The sequence below is a fragment of the Microbacterium endophyticum genome, assembly GCF_011047135.1.
Lineage (GTDB): Bacteria > Actinomycetota > Actinomycetes > Actinomycetales > Microbacteriaceae > Microbacterium > Microbacterium endophyticum.
This window is the reverse complement of sequence record NZ_CP049255.1, coordinates 2,794,412-2,814,910: the sequence shown is the minus strand read 5'-3', so window position 1 is coordinate 2,814,910 and position 20,499 is coordinate 2,794,412. Positions and strand designations below refer to the sequence as shown.

Sequence of the window (20,499 nt, the reverse complement as noted above, 5' to 3'; positions counted from 1 at the left end):
GATACCACCCTGCGTTGTCGGTTGCCGAGGCATCCGACCTCTCTCACTGCGGCTATAACGGGCCTGACCCGCTCGGTTCTACCTGGCATAAGCCGCTCTTCCGAGTGCTCCCCGGTGATATCCGGATCAAAGCGTGTTCATTGATTCTACTCGTTACACCGCGCGTGCGCTCGCCGCAGTTGCTTGTGCGTTCCGCATCCCGCGGGGCGGTAGTGCTGAGCGCAGCTACGTCGGAGAATCGCACGATGTCGGAGCTATTCCGGCGATAGCTTCCGAATGAGTGCGATTCTCCGACGTAAGTCGCACAAGGGCATCTCACTTCGCGAGGTGCAGACCCTGGGCAACGGCCCGCATGATGACATCTTGCACGCGCGCCCAGTCCCCCACGATCTGCGAATACCCGACTCGGATCACATGAAATCCGTTGATCATCAGCAGCGCGTCGTGGGCGTTGTCGCTTAAGCGCTGAGCGCCCATGTGGTGCCCGCCATCAATCTGCAGGATGAGTCGGTCGCCAATAAGAAAGTCGACCCGATGCCCAAGTAACCAAGCCTGTGGAATTATCCGCACCCGCATCCACTTCAGCCTCGGGACGATGAAACTCTCCAAGCCGGAATCCGAGTACGGCGACGCGACGGCAAGGATCTCCCGGGCGCGATGATGGAAGGGCAGCATCTCCAACGCTGTCTTGGTCACGAGCCCGACCCGAAGCGCCGATTCCCACACAGCGAGTGCTGGCTCGAAAGGTTGACATGCCGAGACGATCGCAAGCATGTTCTCGACACCGTCGACCAAGGCATCTGGATGCCGCGGCACAACGGGTTGAGCCCAGTGCACATGCGCGCCTGGACGCTTGCCGCCGCGAGCGTGCGGCGCCGCAGCAACGTGGTACTCGGTTTCTTCGAGCACCCACAGCGAACGTCGACGCGCCGCGGTAATGCACGAGAGCACGACTCCCGCCCTAGCCGCGGCGACGAGTTCGATGTCAGCATCCGGGAGCGCAACCCATCCCCGGCGAGGTCGGATCAAAGTCCCACTGTCGAGAGCTGCGGCAATGCGAGCGCGCCTCACACCCCGTCGCTCCAGCGTCGCAACGCGTGCGATTCCACTTGATGATTCGACGGCATCGAGGAGATCCATGGAAATGAGGATGCGTCGACCACCCGTCTTCAACGACGATGCACACAGCATCCCTGAAGTTCTGTCGCTGAGCGCGAGTTGTGGAGAACACATCGGATCCGGTCGGAGAATCGCGATACGTCGGGCTTCCTACACGGCTTACATCCGACCGAGCGCGATTCTCCGCCCCAACATCTCGACCGAAATGGTTGAGGTAATTGTTGGCCTGCGTGCAACAACGCGCGAAAGCAGTGGCAAGATGGTCTCTCGTGACTTCTGCTGCGACACTTCCTCCCTCGTCCGCGTCGACGAAGCCCACTCGCCGTGTGGCGTGGGCATCGATGGTCGGCACCTCACTCGAATCGTTTGACTTCTACGTCTACGCCTATTTCGCAGCATTCTTTGTCGGGCCGCTCTTCTTCGATCCGCTCGGCGAAATCGGTGGCACAACGCTTGCGTTCCTCACCATCGCGATCGCGTTCGTTGTGCGTCCCATCGGCGCCTTGATCTTCGGGTACATGGGCGACCGCCTTGGAAGGCGCGCAACACTTCTCTGGACAATCGGAATCATGGGGGTGGCAACCGGCCTGATCGGCGCTTTGCCCACCTACGCACAGGCAGGGTGGCTGGGCGCAGTCCTCCTCGTCATCCTCCGTATTGCACAGGGAATCTCGCTCGGAGGAGAGTGGGGCGGATCGATTTTGATCGCCACAGAGCACGCGAGCCCGCTCAAGCGCGCTTTCTACGCGGCAATACCCCAGCTCGGGTCACCGGTGGGATCGATCCTGTCGGCCACGCTGTTCATCATCATGACCACCGTTCTTCCCTCCGAGGAGTTGGCGGCATGGGGCTGGCGCATCCCTTTCCTCGTCGCTTTCCCGCTGCTCGCAGTTTCGCTGTATCTGCGGCTCAACATCACTGAAACTCCGGTGTTCGAGGGAGTCAAGGAAGAAAAGCGCCGCGATCGCGTGCCGTTCTTGACGATGTTCAAGAGCAGTCCAATAGCAATGGCCGTCGCTATCGGTGCCGCGCTTCTCGGCATTGGATCGTACGCACTAATGAACACCTACACGATCAACTACGGCGTGACCGAACTCGGCTTTACGTATCAGAGCCTGCTCGTTGCGACCACTATCGGAGCGCTCCTCCAGCTCGTGACAATCCCATTGTTCGGCGTATGGGCGACGCGCATCGGCTCTGCGCGTCTCGTGATGTTCGGTTCGCTCGGCACGCTCATCATCGCGTTCCCGATGTACTATCTCCTGCAGTTTGCAACCTTCCCGATCTTGGTCAGCACGATGATCATCGGCGGCATCCTGCCAACGATGGCTTGGGCGGGCCTCGGCGGGCTCATGGCGGACCTCTTCCCCGCGCACTTCCGCTACTCAGCGCTTTCGTTCGCCTATGCGATCGCCGCGACCGCGAGTGGCTTCGTTCCGAGCATCACGCTCGAACTTGGTAAGTCCACCGACTTCGCCTGGTGGCACCCTGGAATTGTTCTGGGCGTGATGTCGGCCATCACCCTGGTGTCCGCGTGGGCTGCATCGCGCATGAAGAAGGTCGACATCATCCAAGAGCGGGTCTGAGTTCGGTCGGAGAATCGCATTCCGTCGGATCCCTTCGCAAAGAACCTTCCGACGCAGTGCGATTCTCCGACCGAACGTGGTGAGCGCGATCGCGGGGAACGCGAGCGCCGTTAGCGCCGTTAGAATCGGGGAGTTCCGACATTCAGGCACGCTCACACAGTGCCGCACATATCGCCGAGGAGTCTCCCGTGGCCGAAGCAATCATCCCCGACAAGCCCGCCCTCGAAGGACTCGAAAAGAAGTGGGATGCCGCGTGGTCGGCGGCCGCAACCTACGCGTTTGATCGGGCCGCTGCGTCGAAGGTCGGCCGTGCCGGAGTATTCAGTGTCGATACTCCCCCACCGACGGCATCGGGGAGCCTCCACATCGGGCACGTCTTCAGTTACACGCACACCGATGTGAAGGTGCGTTTCGAGCGGATGCGCGGCAAGACCGTGTTCTACCCGATGGGTTGGGACGACAACGGTCTCCCCACCGAGCGGCGCGTGCAGAACTACTACGGCGTGCGTTGTGATACCTCGCTCCCCTACACACCTGACTTTGTTCCGCCCTACGAGGGTGGCGACAACAAGAGCAGCAAAGCTGCGGACCAGTTGCCGATCAGTCGCCGCAACTTCATCGAGCTCTGCGAAAAGCTCACCGTCGAAGATGAGAAGTTCTTCGAAGAGCTGTGGCGGAGCCTCGGCCTCAGCGTCGATTGGTCGCAGACATACCGCACTATTTCCGATGAGACGATACGCAGCAGCCAGCTCGCATTCATCAAGAACATCGAACGTGGCGAGGCATACCAGTCGATGGCGCCCACGCTCTGGGACGTCGACTTCCGCTCGGCTATCGCGCAGGCAGAGCTCGAAGACCGCGAGCAACAGGCTGCCTACCACCGCGTCGCCTTCCACAAGACAGATGGCAGCGGCGACGTCGTAATCGAAACAACTCGCCCGGAACTGCTCGCGGCGTGCGTCGCGTTGGTCGCGCACCCGGATGACGAGCGGTACCAGCCGTTGTTCGGTACAACAGTTCGCAGCCCGCTATTCGATGTTGAAGTGCCAGTACTCGCGCACCAGCTCGCGCAGAAAGACAAGGGCTCAGGCATCGCGATGATCTGTACGTTCGGTGACGTCACCGACATCATCTGGTGGCGCGAACTCGATCTCCCCAACCGTACGATCCTCGGCAAAGACGGACGCATCGTCGCCGACGCGCCCGAAACGCTCGTCAGCGAAACAGCGAAGACGCATTACGCAGAGATCGCTGGAAAGACGGTGTTCAGCGCGAAGAAGCGCATCGTCGAGCTGCTGACCGAATCGGGCGAACTTCTGGAGGTCGGAAAGCCCTTCGCACACGCCGTCAAGTTCTTCGAAAAGGGTGACCGACCGCTCGAAATCGTATCGACCCGCCAGTGGTACGTGAGAAATGGCGCTCGCGATGCGGAACTTCGCGAGAAGCTGGTGAACCTCGGTCGCGAAGTGGCGTGGCATCCGGAGTTCATGCGCGTTCGCTACGAAAACTGGACCAACGGACTCACCGGTGACTGGCTCGTTTCTCGCCAGCGTTTCTTCGGTGTGCCGATTCCGCTCTGGTACGCGCTCGATGAGAACGGTGAGCGCGACTACGAGCGGGTCCTCGTGCCAGACGTGTCGCTCCTCCCGGTAGACCCCACCACCGATGTTCCTGCTGGCTACAGCGAAAACCAGCGCGGTGTCGCGGGCGGGTTCGATGCCGAGCGCGACATCTTCGACACGTGGGCAACGTCATCACTCACTCCGCAGCTCGCCGGCGGCTGGGAGCGCGACCCGGAACTATGGAATCTGGTCGCGCCGTTCGATCTTCGCCCGCAGGGCCAAGACATCATCCGTACCTGGCTCTTTTCGACCATGTTGCGAAGCGCGCTCGAAGACAACCGCACACCGTGGAAGAACGCGGCAATTTCGGGCTTCATCGTCGACCCGGACCGCAAGAAGATGTCGAAATCGAAGGGTAACGTCGTTACGCCTGCCGACATCCTGGAAAAGCACGGATCGGATGCCGTTCGCTACTGGGCGGCATCTAGCCGACTCGGAACCGACGCTGCTTTCGATCCGCAGAACCCGACACAGATCAAGATCGGTCGCCGCCTCGCGATCAAGGTTTTGAACGCTGCCAAGTTCGTGCTGTCGTTCCCAGTTCCCGACGGTGCGGAAGTGACGCACCCGCTAGACGCTTCGATGCTGGCGAATCTTGACACGGTCATCCGGGATGCCACAACAGCACTCGAGAACTACGACCACGCTCGCGCACTGGAAATCACCGAATCGTTCTTCTGGACATTCTGCGACGACTACCTCGAACTCGTGAAGGAGCGCGCATACGACCAGGGCCACGAAGCACAGGCATCAGCTGCTCTCGCGCTGCGTCTCGCGCTTTCGTCGTTACTGCGGTTGCTCGCGCCCGTGCTCTCGTTCGCTACTGAAGAGGCCTGGTCGTGGTTCAACGACGGATCTATCCACACTTCCCCGTGGCCCGAAGCCCAGACACGAGGGGGAGACACGACCGTACTGTCGATCGTCGGGGAAGCGCTCATCGGCATCCGTCGCGCGAAAACGGAGGCAAAGGCATCCCAGAAGACGGCAGTCGCACGGATGACAATTGCCGGCGCGCCTGTCGCACTCGCGGCCCTCCGACTCGCCGAAGACGACCTCAAGGCAGTGGGTCGGATCGCAGAAATCGATTACGTTTCGGGTGAGACAACCGCCGTCACCCACATCGAACTCGCACCGCAGGAGGCCTGATATGCAACTCGGAACCCGGTGGAGCGTAGGTGCCCAGCCGCCTGCCGCCGTGCCCGCTGCACTTCACAAAGAGATAGCTCGCGTCGAAGAGTCGATGATCTCCGACGGGCTCGCCGCTGCGACACCTAGGTGGACACTCACATTTTTAGAGGGCCGCCCGATCGCTGAACTGGAAACCGGCATCATCGTCACTCTTGACGCCGACGGACAGGCAGTCGTGCATCACGACGTCGACGACGAATTCGCATAACGCGAGCACCGGCCGCCGTTACGCTCGAATCATGACGGATGCCGCGGCCAATCCACTCCTCACGCCCAGCGATCTGCCCTACGGCCTGCCGCCCTACGAGCTCATCGAGCCCGGGCATTACCTGCCCGCGTTCGAGATCGCTTTTGCTGAGCACAACGCCGAAATCGCTGCCATCGCTGCTTCTAGCGAACCTGCCACGTTCGAAAACACTCTCGTCGCGTGGGAAGAGAGCGGGAGGCTGCTCGGGCGACTATCGCGCACGTTCTACACAGTTTCTTCCGCTGATGCGACAGAGTCCATTCAGCAGGTGGACGAAACTCTTGCGCCACTGATGTCAGAACACTTCGACGGAATCCTGCTCGACAGTGCGCTTTACGAACGCGTTGTTGCGATTCATAATCAGAGCGCTGCCCTTCCAGATGCCGACCAGCGTTACCTCGCCGAACGACGATTTACGGCCATGACGCGCGCCGGCGCCGGACTTGACGATGAGGCAAAGGGTCGTCTTCGCGCCCTCAATCAACGTCTTTCCGTACTCACGACAGCATTCGAAAAGAATCTGCTAGCCGACACGAACGATCTCGCCCTTCACCTCACCGATGACGCGGAACTCGAAGGGCTCACCCCGGGCGAGTTGCAATCCGCGGCGGCGGCTGCGCGCGAACGCGGGCTCGACGGGTATCTGATCACGCTGCGATTATTTACGGGGCATCCGCTTCTGTCATCACTGACCTCGCGAGCCACACGTGCGAAGCTGATGCACGCGTCACGCGCGCGCGGCGCCGCCGGTGGCGCCCACCCTAACGACCGAGTACTCCTCGAAATCGTGCGGCTGCGTGCCGAACGCGCAGAGCTCCTCGGCTTTGCCTCTCACGCCGCTTTCATCACATCCGGCGAAACTGCTGGGTCGCCGGAAGCCGTCGCTGACATGCTGCGGCGGCTTGCGGTCCCCGCGGCCCGAAACGCCGCCAAAGAACAGCGTGCACTGCAGCATGTCAGCGATGAGAGCAGCGAGTCACGCGATCCTCTGGAAGCGTCTGACTGGGCGTATGTCACTGAAAAAGTGCGAGCCGCGCAATACGACCTCGATACGGCCGCACTTCGTCCCTGGTTCGAGGCAGATCGTGTGCTTGTCGACGGCGTGTTCTTCGCGGCGTCGGCTCTCTTCGGTGTCACCTTCACAGAACGTGCGGATGTGAAGGCCTACCACCCTGATGCGCGTGTCTTCGAAGTGCACGAGCACGACGGCACCCCGTTGGGTTTGTACATTTTGGATCTCTACACGCGTGACTCTAAGCGGGGCGGAGCATGGATGAATTCCATAGCCGTGCAGTCGCAACTGAGTGACGATCATCCGATCGTGGTCAACAACCTCAACGTATCGAAGCCCTCGAGCGGCGAACCGACGCTTTTGACGCTCGACGAAGTGACGACACTCTTCCACGAGTTCGGCCACGCACTGCATGGGCTCTTTGCGCGCGTCACATTTCCTTCATTTGGTGGAACGAACGTCTTTCGCGACTTTGTCGAGTTTCCCAGTCAGGTCAATGAGATGTGGATCTACTGGCCCGAAGTACTGCGCAACTATGCACGACACGTCGAAACCGGCGCACAACTACCCGATGAGACCGTTGCGGCGCTCACCAGCTCGGTCGCCTTCAACGAGGGCTTTGCGACGAGCGAGTACTTGGCCGCGGCCTGGATCGATCAAGCATGGCACTCGTTGAGCACATCGGATGCTGCCGCTATCACCGACGTTGCAGCTTTCGAAGCCGAAGCACTTGCAGACATCGGGCTTCTTAACCCGGTCATCCCGCCCCGATACTCGTCGACTTATTTCGCGCACGTCTTTTCTGGCGGCTACAGTGCGGGCTATTACTCCTACATTTGGAGCGAAGTGCTTGATGCCGACACTGTCGAATGGTTCCGTGACAACGCCGGGCTAACGCGCGCGAACGGGGATCGATTCCGGTCGCGCATCCTGGGCGTGGGTGGATCGCAGAATCCTCTGGCGGTTTATAGAGATTTTCGCGGACGTGATGCCGATATCGCGCCGCTCCTCAAACGCCGCGGCCTGCACGACTAAGCGTTGTCGATCACGCTGGCACTACCGGTGTGATCGAGTTACGCGCTCTTGCGCTTTTGCTGTAGAACGAACGTGGGAGCGGCGTTCGTCTCGACCGACTCGCGAGTGATGATGACCTTGTCGACGTCATCGGCAGACGGAATCTCGAACATGATTGGCCCGAGAACGTCTTCCAGGATGGCTCGCAACCCGCGTGCGCCCGTCTTTCGCAATACGGCGAGGTCAGCGATCGCCTCTAGTGCACCGCTTTCGAACTCTAGCTCGACACCATCGATCTCGAACATGCGCTGATACTGCTTGACGAGCGCATTGCGCGGAGTCGTGAGAATCTCCATCAAAGCTGACTGGTCGAGGGGCGCGACGGAGGCGACGACCGGAAGGCGCCCGATGAACTCCGGGATGAGGCCGAATTTGTGCAGATCCTCTGGAAGCACCTCGCCGAACAAATTCGCCTGCGCGTCTTTGTCTTGCAGCTGAGCACCGAACCCGACACCGTGCCGGCCGACGCGCGAAGAGATGATGTCTTCGAGACCGGCAAATGCTCCAGCGACGATGAACAGCACGTTGGTCGTGTCGATCTGAATGAACTCTTGGTGGGGGTGCTTACGGCCACCCTGAGGTGGAACCGAAGCGACCGTGCCCTCGAGGATCTTCAGCAACGCCTGCTGCACGCCCTCACCCGAAACATCGCGCGTGATCGAAGGGTTCTCGGCCTTGCGAGCAACCTTATCGACCTCGTCAATGTAGATGATGCCCGTCTCGGCACGCTTTGTGTCGAAGTCCGCAGCCTGGAGCAGCTTGAGAAGAATGTTCTCGACATCTTCGCCGACGTAGCCTGCTTCAGTCAGGGCCGTTGCATCGGCGACGGCGAACGGAACGTTCAGTCGCTTCGCGAGCGTCTGCGCGAGATAGGTCTTGCCACACCCGGTAGGACCGAGGAGCAAAATGTTGCTCTTCGCGATCTCCACTTCATCGGCCCGCTGCTCGGCGGAAGTGATCGTCGTGTGCGACTGCACACGCTTGTAGTGGTTGTAGACAGCCACAGACAGCGCACGCTTCGCATCTTTTTGACCGACGACATACTCCTCGAGAAAGTCGAAGATCTCGCGCGGCTTGGGGAGTTCAAAATCGGAAACGACGCCAGAGCCCTGCTCTGCCATGCGCTCTTCGATGATTTCATTACACAACTCGACGCATTCGTCGCAGATGTACACACCCGGGCCGGCGATCAGTTGCTGCACCTGCTTTTGGCTTTTGCCACAGAAGGAACACTTGAAAAGGTCGGCGCTTTCACCGATTCGTGCCATTTCATTCCTCCTTAAGGCGGCTTCCACCGTGGTTTTCGAGCCTAGCTGCTGCAACCGACATCCGTGGGTATTGTCGGGCGCTCGCCGCGAATGGCTTGTCCTACGTGCGCGGTCCGAGACAAAAAGCGACGGCGCCCTGATGCGAAGCCAGGGCGCCGTCGCGAGAAATCATGCTCAGGATGTGATCGCAGCAGGTGTGCGCTTGCGCGTGGTCAGCACCTGGTCAACGAGGCCATACTCGACGGCTTGCTCCGCTGAGAGGATGTTGTCACGATCGATATCGCGGTTGACCTGTTCCTGAGTGCGGTTCGAGTGCTTCGACAGCGTCGCCTCAAGCCAGGTACGCATGCGCAGAATTTCCGCGGCCTGAATCTCGATATCCGAAGCCTGCCCCTGGCCCGCTTCGCCGACAGCGGGCTGGTGGATCAGGATACGAGCGTTCGGTAGCGCGAGCCGCTTGCCCGGTGCACCAGCAGCGAGCAGAACAGATGCAGCGGATGCTGCCTGGCCCAAAACGACAGTCTGAATCTGCGGCGAGACGTACTGCATCGTGTCGTAGATCGCTGTCATCGCGGTGAAGGATCCACCGGGTGAGTTGATGTACATGATGATGTCACGGTCTGGATCCTGGCTTTCGAGAACCAGGAGCTGCGCCATAACGTCATCCGCCGATGCGTCGTCTACCTGCACACCGAGGAAGATGACGCGGTCTTCGAAGAGCTTGTTGTACGGGTCCTGGCGCTTGTAGCCGTATGCCGTTCGCTCTTCGAACTGCGGCAGTACGTAGCGGCTGCTGGGCATCTGAAGGCCCAGCGGGTAGCCGAAGGAGGGGGTGTTCATGCGGATTATCTCTCTTTCGCCTTCGATACTCAGTTTTTGGTACCGCCGCCGCCAGTGACGTCGGTGGCGTGTTCGCGAATGTGGTCGACGAAGCCGTACTCAAGTGCCTCTTCGGCCCCGAACCAGCGGTCACGGTCACCGTCAGCATTGATCTGCTCGACGCTCTTTCCGGTCTGGCCAGCGGTGATCTCAGCGAGGCGGCGCTTCATATCGAGAATGAGCTGCGCCTGAGTCTGAATGTCACTGGACGTGCCACCGAATCCGCCGTGAGGCTGGTGCAACAGCACGCGGGCGTTCGGTGTGATGTAGCGCTTGCCCTTGGTTCCGCTGGTCAGCAGAAGCTGACCCATCGATGCCGCCATGCCGATTCCTACGGTGACGATGTCGTTCGGGACGAATTGCATCGTGTCGTAGATCGCCATTCCCGCGGTGATCGAACCACCGGGCGAATTGATGTAAAGGTAGATGTCTTTCTGCGCGTCCTCAGCTGCCAGAAGCAAGATCTTGGCGCAGATTTCGTTTGCGTTCTCGTCGCGCACCTCTGAACCGAGCCAGATGATGCGATCCTTCAGCAGCCTGTCAAAGACGCTGGTTGCCATGAGAGGTTCGGCCATGTTCACTCCTGATTTCGTGGACGTGACATTGAATCTACCGGCGCAAAAAGAAGGCTCAGCCCGTGTTCGCCGTCGGCATACGAGGTGTCGTGGCCACGTTGGCTAATTCTCGGAACGCAGCGATGAGAGCTCATCAGCGTATGCGCGCACAGAACGTGAATATTGCGGAAGATGTGGGGCGAGAGCCGCAAGCGCAACCGCGGCAGCCTCGACGGGCCGATCGTCGCTCGCGAGTGCCAGTGCGTAGAACGCCTCCACTGCGTCCGCAAGACCGTGACGATGGGCGTTCGCTCGCTCAGCTTGCAGAAGCCGGATGCTTTCGGAAACTTCACCGAGGTTGCGGAGAGTGCTCGCAAGTTGGACCGACGCTTGCACGCGCTGCAGTTCGGGCAGGCCTGCCTCGAGCGCACGTCGGTAGAGGGCGACGGCTTCGTATTCGATGCCAGCCGAATCCCGGGCTCCCCCGCGTTCAAAAAGGGCAACTGGATCGGATTCACCGCGCTCTGCGGCAACATCGTCGATAGCGGCGATGCGTTCCGCATCACTCAACGTCGTGTCGGCCCACACCGCATCGATGCGCTCTTGCCAGCTCAGGCTCATGTCGCCGTCTCCTCGAACGACGAAGGTGCGGATGCCGCAGCATCCGCACCTTCGTCTGTAGATCTTCTACTTGGTGTCTTCTTCGCCCTCAGCGTCTGCTGCGGCCGCGGTGATCTCTTCAGCCTCGTCGACGGTCTCTTCTTCAGCTTCTGCTTCATCTTCGATGGCGATGAAACCCGAGAGGTCGACAGCGTTGCCGTTTGTGTCGACAACGTTGACGCGACCGAGAGCTACAGCAAGAGCCTTGTTGCGAGCTACTTCGCCCATGAGAGCGGGAAGCTGGTTGTTCTCCTGAAGCGCGTTGACGAAGTCCTGCGGAGCCATTCCGTATTGAGCTGCGGACTGGATGAGGTACTGCGTCAGCTCATCCTGCGAGACCTGAACGTTGTTTTCTTCGGCGATCTTGTCGAGAAGAACCTGCGTGCGGAACTGCTTCTCGCTGGCTTCGGTGACCTCTGCGCGGTGCTCGTCATCTTCGAGACGATTTTCGCCTTCGAGGTGGGTGTGCACCTCGTCTTCGACCAGCTGCGGCGGAACGGGGATCTCGACCTGTTCGAGCAGCGCCTCGACGAGCTTGTCGCGAGCTGCTGAACCCTGCGAGAAGGTCGACTGCTGCGCAACGCGGTCCGCGAGCGAGCCGCGAAGCTCTTCGAGCGTGTCGAATTCGCTGGAGATCTGAGCAAAGTCGTCGTCTGCTTCCGGAAGCTCGCGCTCCTTGACAGCTTTAACCGAGACAGCAACTTCTGCCTCTTCGCCAGCGTGGTCGCCACCAACGAGCTTCGAGCGGAACGTCGTGTCTTCGCCAGCGGTGAGCGAGTCAAGCGCTTCGTCGATGCCCTGCAGAAGTTCACCGGAGCCGACTTCATACGACACGCCTTCGGCGCGATCGATTTCGTTGCCGTCGATCGTGGCTACGAGGTCAAGTTCAACGAAGTCGCCGGTTGCTGCGGGGCGGTCCACCGTGACAAGGGTGCCGAAACGCGCGCGAAGTTCGTCGAGTTCCTTGTCGATCGCTGCGTCATCGGTCTCGACGGCGTCAACGGTGATGGTTGTACCTTCGAACGCTGGCAGATCGAACTCGGGACGCACATCCACCTCAACGGTAACGAGGAGGTCTCCGGAGAAGTCCTTGTCGTTGGGCCATTCAACGATGTCCGCGCTCGGGCGACCGATCACGCGGATCTCGTGAGCCGAAACGGCCTCGCGGTAGAACGTATCAAGGCCCTCGCTGACGGCGTGCTCGATGACAGCGCCACGACCGACGCGCTGGTCAATGATCGGGGCGGGAACCTTACCCTTGCGGAATCCGGGAACCTGGATGTCCTGAGCGATGTGCTCATATGCGTGGGCGATGCTCGGCTTGAGCTCGTCGGGGGTGACCGTGATGTGGAGCTTCACACGTGTAGGCGTGAGTGTCTCGACGGTGCTGGTGACCATACCTGTTCGTTCTCCTCTGATTTCCACGCGCATATGCCGTGGGCTGAAGGTCTGGGGGCCTTATTGTGTCGGGGCGACAGGATTCGAACCTGCGGCCTCCCGCTCCCAAAGCGGGCGCTCTACCAAGCTGAGCTACGCCCCGGACGGGCGCGCACGCGAACGTGCACGAAAATCGGCCCCCATTACTCTAGCTGACGGACGCCAGAATCTAGACCCGGCTCACACCGCGCACTGAAGTCACTCAGATGTGTACTACGATTGTCCAGTGCCCGATGGGGCGCGGGGAACAACATTCCCCGTCAATTCAATATTCACACTTCGGCGGAATTGTGCCGAACGTGGGGCTGTAGCTTAGTGGTAAAGCCTCTGTCTTCCAAACAGATGATGCGAGTTCGATTCTCGTCAGCCCCTCCACATACTCGTCATACTGACGAAAGTCGTTATACCAGTCACGTCGTTAGACCAGTCACGCGGGCGTAGCCTGATTGAAGCTTCGGAACGTGCGATGCTCGTGCGCGTAAGAGCCACGAAAGTGGGTATTCGAGCATGCGTGCAATGCGATTTACTGCTTGGCAGACCTTTCCGACTCTCGAAGACGTGCCACGACCTGCCCCAGGCCCTGGTGAGGTGCTCCTGAAGGTCGCGGGTGCCGGGGCTTGTCACTCCGACGTGTCGATCTTTTCGGACTTCACCGCTGAGACATCACCAGGTGGGATGAGCGCACCATTCACGCTCGGTCACGAAAACTCCGGATGGGTCGAAGAAGTAGGTCCGGGTGTTTCAGGTTTTCAAAAAGGCGACGCATACCTCGTCTACGGCCCCATCGGTTGTGGTCACTGTGTACCGTGCACGCGCGGCCAAGACACCTACTGTCAGAATGTCGCAACACAGCCCTACCTCGGAGTCGGCCTTGGTCGCGACGGTGGAATGGCTGAGTATGTCGTCGTCCCAAGCCGCAACCTTGTCGCTCTCGGTGATTCCGATCCTGTGACCGCGGCCCCGCTGGCGGATGCAGCGCTGACGCCCTATCACGCCATAACGCTCGCCCAGCCCGTCCTCGCGAAGGGTGGCGCGACAGCTCTGGTCATCGGCCTCGGCGGACTCGGCCAGATTGCCGTCCAGATCTTGCAGGCACTCACCTGCGCGACAGTCATCGCGACAGATGCAAAAGAAGACGCCATGGCACGCGCCTCCGAGCGCGGAGCCGTCACTGTGGGTGCAGGCGAAGACCAAGCAGCGCGCATTCGAGAGCTCACCGGCGGCCGCGGCGTTGACGCCGTGTTCGATTTCGTCGGCGTCTCGCCCACAATCAAGCTCGGCCAGTCTGTGCTCGCTCAGGGCGGTCGCCTCACCGTTGTCGGCATCGCAGGCGGCGAAGCTACGTGGACGTTCTTCACCAATCCCTACCAGGCTGTCGTTACCAATACCTACTGGGGCACCATCGCCGACTTGCACGAAGTTGTCGCGATGTATCAAGCCGGTCAGATCACTCCGGACATCGAACGCTTCACGCTAGACGAGGCTCCCGAGGCTTACAAACGGATGCAGGCCGGCACGCTTTCGGCACGCGCCGTGATCGTCCCTCAGGCCTAAGCCTCACTTCACCGCGTCGCAGATTCACTGCGTCGGAGTATCGCGCTCAGTCGGAGGTTTCTCGCAAATAGCCTCCGACAGAGTGTGATTCTCCGACGCTTTGTTGCTCCAGGCGTGAGCGTCAGGCGGGTAGTGCGCCGCGGTGCTCAGCGCTGTGAGCGACATACGCCGCTGCGTTTTTCAAGATACCGTCACGCTCTTCGTCGCTGAGTTCACGTCGCACCTTCGCGGGCACACCAGCGACAAGCGAACCGGGTGGAACCACCATGCCTTCTAGCACCACAGCTCCCCCGGCGACCAGGCTTCCTGCGCCGATAACCGCGCCCGAGAGAATCACGCTGCCCATTCCGATGAGGCATCCGTCTTCGATCGTGCAGCCATGCACGACGGCGTTGTGCCCGATCGAGACGTTTTCGCCCACGGATGCCGCGTGCCCGCTGTCGACGTGAATCGACACGTTGTCTTGCACGTTACTTCCAGCCCCGATAGTTATCGCAGCACTATCGGCACGCAGCACTGCGTTGTACCAAACGCTCGCTTGTTCAGCGAGCGTGACCGCACCGACCACCCGCGCGCCATCTGCCACGAAAGCCGTCGGATCGATCGCCGGAACGTGGCCGGGGATGCTGAGGACTGAAGCGCTGGATGCAATCGTCATACCGCTCACGCTACTGCCGCTCACGAATCGAAGGTAAGCACAACCTTGATAAGCGTTGCCTCAACTTCCTTGCGGAATATTTCACGCTGAGTACCGTTGATGACAGCAGAACAACTGCAAGACCCGGAGGTACGAATATGACTGATACAAAGACCACCCTCGCCACGACCGCCGACCCGACCGTCGCGGCGGCTACGGCGCAGTTCCTCTCCCCCGTTGCCCTCGGTCTTCAGGCTCTCGCCGTGAACGGCAAGCAGGCGCACTGGAACGTCCGTGGCGCGAACTTCATCGCCATTCACGAACTCCTCGACACCGTTGTCGGCAACGCGCAGGCCGGCGCCGACACCGCCGCAGAGCGCATCGTTGCTCTGGGCCTGCCGATTGACGCACGCCTTAGCACGATCGCACAAAAGACCACGGCGACAGCTGTTCCCGCCGGATTCACTCAGTGGGACGCCATCGTGGCGAACATCGTGAGCGATGTGGATGCTGTACTCGTCGACGTGCGCGCAGCCGTCGAGGGACTCGATGAAATCGACCAGACGAGCCAAGACGTCGCCATCGAGATCCAGCGGAGTCTTGAAAAAGACCGTTGGTTCCTCGTCGCGCACATCAGCGGCTAAAGACGCCAACGAACAAGCCCCCCACGCGCACCGCGGTGGGGGCTTGTTCGTTTATGCGACGTGAGTGAGACGAGACGAGATCATCGTCGCGCGCACAGACATCCCACGCAGCTCAGACTCGTTCGCGATCTCGGGGTCCGCATCCACGACCACCAGATCCGCCAACGCGCCTGGCACGACAGTCTCGGGCGAGAGCGAACCCGAGTGAGTGGATGCCGCGAGTGCAGTATCGATATCGAGCGCTTGCTCAGGTCGCCACGGTTCGCGGCCGTCGCGCGTGCGGAATGTCGCCGCCGCGAGAGCTGCCCACGGGTCAAGAGGTGACACCGGAGCATCCGACCCAAACTGCAGAGCGACACCAGCATCAGCCAGAGCGCGAAGCGGGTACGCGAGGGCAGTCTGCCCCGACCACTCCACATCGGTGATGTCGCGGTCATCAATCGCGTGCTCGGGCTGCACGCTGGCAGTGATCCCCAACCGGGCGAACCTCTGAATGTCCGCGTGCGCGACGAGTTGCGCGTGCTCGATGGTCCCCCGCGCTCCGGTAAACGCGAAAGCATCGAGCGCTCCGGCACCTGCCACGTCGCCGATAGCGTGGATGGCACTGTCAATGCCGTTCGCAGTCGCTATTGTCATCAGCTCTCGCAGAGTGTCGTTATCAATCGTGAGCACGCCGTGATTTTGTGGATCGCCTGTGTACGGGTGAGAGCAGGCGGCAGTGCGTGTGCCGAGCGAACCATCGCGAATCACCTTGAGGGGCCCGACCCGAACCAGATCGGATAGCGCGCCACGCACTGGGTCACCAGTGCGAAGCCCCTCCGTGATCGCGCGCTGCAAGAACATCGGGTAGATGCCGAACCGCACCCGGAGCTCATCGAACCCACCCTCGAGCCGACGTGCCCAAGACTCGTCGTTCCACTCCATGTCAAAGTCGACAAGGCCCACGACGCCACGAGAGGCTGCAGCACGAGCCATCTGCCACACGTGCGCATCGCCCATTCGCGGATCAACATGATTCAACCGTCGAGAAATCTCGAATGCGGGCTCTTCACGAACGACACCGTCGGCTGCGTCCATCTGCTCTCGCCGAAGCGCTGCCGAGTTCATCCACACACTATGGACATCCGCGTTGATGATGTAGGTCGGGATCTGTCCAGTTGCCTCATCGAGAATCGCCAAGCTCGGTACGTCATTCCAGAGCGCATCGCGGAATCCCACACCGACGCGCCGTCCATCGACGAGCGGAGGTGTTTGCGCCATGAGTGACGCGGCGTGCACGGCAGATACCGCCTCTCCCACATCGCGCCTCTGCGCGCTCAACGCTGTCTGGAGAACATGCACGTGATGATCCCAGAGGCCGGGCAACACCCAGCCGCCGTGCGCATCGACGACTTCGCCCTGGGGCGGCATGGCCCCCGCTGGTGCGATGTCCGCAATGTGACCATCGGAGATGAAAATGTCAGATGGTCCGTCCCATGGCAGCAACGCACTGCCGGGCCCCGAGATGCGGCCGCCTCGGATCGTGCCGATTTGTTCTCCGACTGCGCTCATGCGTCAACCCCGCGAAGACGCGCGCGACGCATCTCGGTTGCCAATGGCTCGTTGGTATGGACGCCTGTGCCTTCAAGACCCGCAATGATGGTGTCAACGACGTCTGAGGAGCGATTCTGGCTCATCTTCCGCTTTCCCACAACGCGCGATGGAGTGAGACGGAACCCCACCGTGCCGCTGGCCAGACGTTGCACAAAAGCCTCGTCATTCGGGCGCTCCCACATGCCTCGAGGATGCGGCATCCCACGCTCGAATCGGTCTACCAACCGGTCAAGAACCATGAGATTCTCTTCGGCGGTCAAAATCTCTGGGATGCCACTCAGATGGGCCGAGATGAAGTTCCAGGTGGGTACTGCCGCAACATCGCCGTACCAAGACGGCGAGATATACCCGTGCGGTCCTTGAACCACCACAAGAAGCTCGCGCTCGCCGAGCCCCAGAATCGCATCGTCAGGCTTGCCGACGTGACCGACAATCGTCAGGTCGTCGCGTGTGTCGTCGAGCAGCACAGCGTAGTGAGACGCGACCAGGCCATCTGGACCTGCGCTCATCAACGTGACCCACGGATTGAGTTCGATGAGGCGTCGCAACTCGGCGATGTCAGTCATCACGAAGCTCGGGTTCTGTCTCATCTCGTCCTTACGCTTGGCATTTGGGGCACCAGTACAGTTTTCTTCCCGCGGCTTCTTCGAGCACGATGGCCGTTCCGCACACGCGACACGGCAGGCCTGCGCGGTGATACACCCAGTGCCGGTCGTCTCGAGAAGCCATTGCGCGACGGTACGACTCCGGGTCAAGATCGTCCATTGTCATCATCTGACCGGCCTCGACGCCAATCGTCAGCAAACGAACCCAGTCCCGCCACAGCTCACGAACAGTAGACGTCGGAACGTCCCGCCCGGGTGTGTGCGGATTTTGACGGGCGCGAAAGAGCATCTCGGCGCGATACACGTTTCCGATGCCACTGATCACAGCCTGGTCCATCAGCAGAAGACCGATCGCCGTGGGTTTACGGGCAACGACCGAGACAAAGCGTTCCTCCCCCGCGGCCGGGTCATCAACGAGCGGATCAGGCCCGAGTTTTGCCACCGACGCCGCCATCTCAACCGATGTCTGCACTTGACACGCGGTCGGACCGCGGAGGTCGGCACACGTTGAATCTGTGAGGAGTCGCAGTCGCACCTGTCCCACAATCGGCGGAGGCCACTCCGCGTCATCGTCGGCGAGCCCCCTCGTCTGCTCAGACATCCGCACATGCACCCGAGCTTTTCGCGGTGCACCTATTGAGGCGAGAGAGTTTTCGCCCGCTGCGTCCATGATCGCTTCGTCTTCAAGAACAGTCCCGCGTTGGTTGGTCTGCCCCATGCGCCCGTTCGCCGAAGCAATAGTCGAATCCACGAGGATCTCGCCGGAAAAGTCCCATGCACCGTATAGGCCGAGGTGCACTCGGAGCCAAAGATCGCCTTCAAACTCCAAGAACATCTGCTTGCCCACGGCGCGCGCACCGACAAGAGTACGGCCCGACAACAGGGACGCGCCCTCAGTAAACCGTCCCTGCGGACTCGAGGCGGCAACCGTGCGGCCCTCGAAATTACGAGCAAATTGACGTGCAATCCGATGGACGGAATGTCCTTCGGGCATCAGCCGGCTTCGGGGTCGAACGAGTCAGGGGCGCTCACACTCGTGTGACCTGCGCGCGGGTCCGCCACGAGAGAACCGTCGGTTTCATACGCTGCCAGCTGCGCGATGCGTCGTGAATGACGTTCTTCGTTCGAGAAAGGGGTCGCGATGAATCGATCTATGAACTCGGATGCCTCGGCGAACGTGTGCTGGCGCGCTCCGATAGCGATCACGTTCGCATCATTGTGCTGACGCGCAAGCTCCGCCGTCGACAGGTTCCAGACGAGTGCGGCTCGAACACCGAGCACCTTGTTCGCGGCGATCTGTTCCCCGTTTCCCGAACCGCCGAAGACGACACCGAGGGTCTCGATCCCCGCAGCTTGATCGCGAACGACGGCTTGCGCCGCGCGAATACAAAAAGCGGGATAGTCATCGAGTGGCTCGTAAGCGATCGGCCCGTGGTCGACCACCTCGTGGCCGGCGCTCGTCAAATGCCGTTGCAACTCCGTGGAGAACTCAAGGCCAGCGTGATCAGTCGCGATGTGAATGCGCATGTGTCGATCCTAGAGATTTCGTCGAGCGGCGAATGCACGCCGTTTTGGTCAGCGACGGCGAGAAGCTTACGGAGCGATTCCTGCCGCGGCCGGTTTGAAGCCGGCACGCACGTTCTCGCAGCATCCCGGTCGACACACGTCGAACCACGGGCCAAGCTTCGTGACGTGGGGACGCTCGGCTACAGGTGTGCCATTCAGACGCTCTTCGATCAAGTCGACGAGCCCGCGGACGTACTCAGGGTCGGTGCCCGGAGTCGGCGTGCGCGCGAATCGGAGCTCGGCGTCGGCCGCGGCTTCCATGGCTTCGGTGTCAAGATCCCACATCACTTCCATGTGGTCGCTCACAAACCCCAGCGGCACAACGATCACGGCAGTGGCACCCGCAGCAGGCAGCCCTGAGATCACGTCGCACACGTCTGGCTCAAGCCATGGCTGCGACGGCGGGCCCGAACGGGATTGGTACACGACCTGCCAATCGATAGCTGTGGCGGCCGGAATTTCGCGGCTGACCTCAGACATGACGTAGGCGGCGACGGCTTCATGCTGCGCGGCGTAGGCACCGCCCGGGCCCAGATCAAGGTCTCGCGGACCCGATCGCTCAGCATCCGCCATCGGCACGGAGTGTGTCGAGAAGAGAATTCGGATGCCGTCAGCTTCTTCACCGTCCGCGAGCATCTGCACGACGGCTGCCTTCACGCCCTCCACAAATGGTGCAACGAATCCCGGGTGATCGAAGAACTGCCGCACTTTATCGATCGTGACGGTTTCGCTAAGACCCGTCTCGGTCAAGACCCGCGCATAGTCCTCGCGGTACTGGCGGCAACTCGAAAAAGAGCTGTATGCGCTTGTGGCGAGTCCGAGCAGCGTGTGGTCACCGGCATCCGCTGCCTCTTGCACGGCTTCAGTGAGATACGGCGCCCAGTTCCGGTTTCCCCAGTAAATGGGGATGTCGATGCCACGTCGAGCGAGTTCGTCTTCGAGCGCTGCCTTGAGCGAGCGATTCTGAGCATTGATGGGGCTGATGCCACCAAAGGCGCGGTAATGATGCGCGACCTCTTCCAGTCGTTCATCTGGGATTCCGCGGCCGCGTGTCACGTTCCGCAGGAACGGGATGACGTCATCCTGCCCCTCGGGTCCGCCGAAGCCGGCGAGCAAGATGCCGTCGTACGCCGTGGGGGTTTCGATATGGGGCGCGCCCGCAGACGCCGCGACAGATGAGAAGGGAACGCTCATTCATCTATCCTCGCACTTCGGGCGCGTTCCTGGATCGCTGCAGCGCGCGGCGATAGGGTT

General features: G+C 60.9%; 19 protein-coding genes and 2 tRNA genes. 8 read left to right on the top strand and 13 right to left on the bottom strand.

The window, feature by feature from the left end; all coding sequences use genetic code 11:
- Positions 1-133 precede the first annotated feature (133 nt).
- Positions 134-280 (top strand): hypothetical protein, encoded by a 147-nt coding sequence (locus tag G6N83_RS13805; protein WP_206535815.1) that lies wholly within the window; start codon positions 134-136, stop codon positions 278-280.
- 35 nt (positions 281-315) lie between these two features.
- Here G6N83_RS13805 and G6N83_RS13255 read toward each other — a convergent pair whose 3' ends face one another.
- A complete protein-coding gene (locus tag G6N83_RS13255; RefSeq protein WP_165142793.1) occupies positions 316-1,140 on the bottom strand; it encodes a type IV toxin-antitoxin system AbiEi family antitoxin domain-containing protein in 825 nt (274 codons plus the stop codon).
- Between the two features lie 248 nt (positions 1,141-1,388).
- Here G6N83_RS13255 and G6N83_RS13250 point away from each other — a divergent pair, with 248 nt between their 5' ends.
- From G6N83_RS13250 to G6N83_RS13235, 4 genes are all read left to right on the top strand, one after another.
- Complete coding sequence (locus G6N83_RS13250) at positions 1,389-2,705, top strand: MFS transporter (RefSeq protein WP_241246225.1); 1,317 nt, start codon at positions 1,389-1,391, stop codon at positions 2,703-2,705.
- Positions 2,706-2,893: 188 nt separating this feature from the next.
- A complete protein-coding gene (gene valS, locus G6N83_RS13245) occupies positions 2,894-5,473 on the top strand; it encodes a valine--tRNA ligase (protein ID WP_165142791.1) in 2,580 nt (859 codons plus the stop codon).
- Between the two features lie 49 nt (positions 5,474-5,522).
- Positions 5,523-5,723 carry a hypothetical protein gene (locus G6N83_RS13240; protein ID WP_311737111.1) on the top strand — a complete coding sequence of 67 codons (201 nt, stop codon included), beginning with the start codon at positions 5,523-5,525 and terminating at the stop codon, positions 5,721-5,723.
- A gap of 31 nt (positions 5,724-5,754) precedes the next feature.
- Positions 5,755-7,809: a M3 family metallopeptidase gene (locus tag G6N83_RS13235; RefSeq protein WP_165142787.1), complete on the top strand. Its 2,055-nt coding sequence runs from the start codon at positions 5,755-5,757 to the stop codon at positions 7,807-7,809.
- A 38-nt stretch (positions 7,810-7,847) separates the two neighbouring features.
- On the opposite strand, the gene clpX is transcribed toward G6N83_RS13235, so the two are convergent.
- The 6 genes from clpX to G6N83_RS13205 form a co-directional block, all read right to left on the bottom strand.
- Positions 7,848-9,116 (bottom strand): ATP-dependent Clp protease ATP-binding subunit ClpX, encoded by a 1,269-nt coding sequence (gene clpX, locus G6N83_RS13230; RefSeq protein ID WP_165142785.1) that lies wholly within the window; start codon positions 9,114-9,116, stop codon positions 7,848-7,850.
- 174 nt (positions 9,117-9,290) lie between these two features.
- Entirely contained in the window at positions 9,291-9,956 is a 666-nt protein-coding gene (locus tag G6N83_RS13225) for an ATP-dependent Clp protease proteolytic subunit (protein WP_165142783.1), read from the bottom strand.
- 29 nt (positions 9,957-9,985) lie between these two features.
- Positions 9,986-10,570 carry an ATP-dependent Clp protease proteolytic subunit gene (locus G6N83_RS13220; protein WP_165142781.1) on the bottom strand — a complete coding sequence of 195 codons (585 nt, stop codon included), beginning with the start codon at positions 10,568-10,570 and terminating at the stop codon, positions 9,986-9,988.
- 102 nt (positions 10,571-10,672) lie between these two features.
- Positions 10,673-11,170: a tetratricopeptide repeat protein gene (locus tag G6N83_RS13215; protein WP_165142779.1), complete on the bottom strand. Its 498-nt coding sequence runs from the start codon at positions 11,168-11,170 to the stop codon at positions 10,673-10,675.
- Between the two features lie 66 nt (positions 11,171-11,236).
- A complete protein-coding gene (gene tig, locus G6N83_RS13210) occupies positions 11,237-12,607 on the bottom strand; it encodes a trigger factor (protein ID WP_165142777.1) in 1,371 nt (456 codons plus the stop codon).
- A gap of 68 nt (positions 12,608-12,675) precedes the next feature.
- Positions 12,676-12,749: transfer RNA gene (locus G6N83_RS13205), tRNA-Pro, on the bottom strand.
- A 198-nt stretch (positions 12,750-12,947) separates the two neighbouring features.
- Here G6N83_RS13205 and G6N83_RS13200 point away from each other — a divergent pair.
- Positions 12,948-13,021: transfer RNA gene (locus tag G6N83_RS13200), tRNA-Gly, on the top strand.
- A gap of 132 nt (positions 13,022-13,153) precedes the next feature.
- Complete coding sequence (locus G6N83_RS13195; protein WP_165142775.1) at positions 13,154-14,200, top strand: NAD(P)-dependent alcohol dehydrogenase; 1,047 nt, start codon at positions 13,154-13,156, stop codon at positions 14,198-14,200.
- Positions 14,201-14,321: 121 nt separating this feature from the next.
- Here the strand turns inward: G6N83_RS13195 and G6N83_RS13190 are convergent, their stop codons facing one another.
- On the bottom strand, positions 14,322-14,858 hold the full coding sequence (locus tag G6N83_RS13190; RefSeq protein WP_165142773.1) for a gamma carbonic anhydrase family protein: 537 nt from the start codon (positions 14,856-14,858) through the stop codon (positions 14,322-14,324).
- A 137-nt stretch (positions 14,859-14,995) separates the two neighbouring features.
- On the opposite strand from G6N83_RS13190, the gene G6N83_RS13185 reads away from it, so the two are divergent.
- A complete protein-coding gene (locus tag G6N83_RS13185) occupies positions 14,996-15,481 on the top strand; it encodes a Dps family protein (RefSeq protein WP_165142771.1) in 486 nt (161 codons plus the stop codon).
- Positions 15,482-15,532: 51 nt separating this feature from the next.
- Here the strand turns inward: G6N83_RS13185 and G6N83_RS13180 are convergent, their stop codons facing one another.
- The 5 genes from G6N83_RS13180 to G6N83_RS13160 all read right to left on the bottom strand — a co-directional run bounded on the left by G6N83_RS13180 (position 15,533) and on the right by G6N83_RS13160 (position 20,439).
- Entirely contained in the window at positions 15,533-17,032 is a 1,500-nt protein-coding gene (locus G6N83_RS13180; RefSeq protein ID WP_165142769.1) for an amidohydrolase, read from the bottom strand.
- Complete coding sequence (locus G6N83_RS13175) at positions 17,029-17,664, bottom strand: FMN-binding negative transcriptional regulator (protein ID WP_165142767.1); 636 nt, start codon at positions 17,662-17,664, stop codon at positions 17,029-17,031. The genes G6N83_RS13180 and G6N83_RS13175 overlap by 4 nt, the downstream gene beginning before the upstream one ends.
- 7 nt (positions 17,665-17,671) lie before the next feature.
- Positions 17,672-18,673, bottom strand: a complete 1,002-nt coding sequence (locus G6N83_RS13170) for an Fpg/Nei family DNA glycosylase (protein WP_165142765.1) — start codon at positions 18,671-18,673, stop codon at positions 17,672-17,674.
- Positions 18,673-19,206 (bottom strand): ribose-5-phosphate isomerase, encoded by a 534-nt coding sequence (locus G6N83_RS13165; protein ID WP_165142762.1) that lies wholly within the window; start codon positions 19,204-19,206, stop codon positions 18,673-18,675. The genes G6N83_RS13170 and G6N83_RS13165 overlap by 1 nt, the downstream gene beginning before the upstream one ends.
- Before the next feature lie 66 nt (positions 19,207-19,272).
- Positions 19,273-20,439, bottom strand: a complete 1,167-nt coding sequence (locus G6N83_RS13160) for a ferrochelatase (RefSeq protein ID WP_165142760.1) — start codon at positions 20,437-20,439, stop codon at positions 19,273-19,275.
- Between the last annotated feature and the right edge of the window lie 60 nt (positions 20,440-20,499).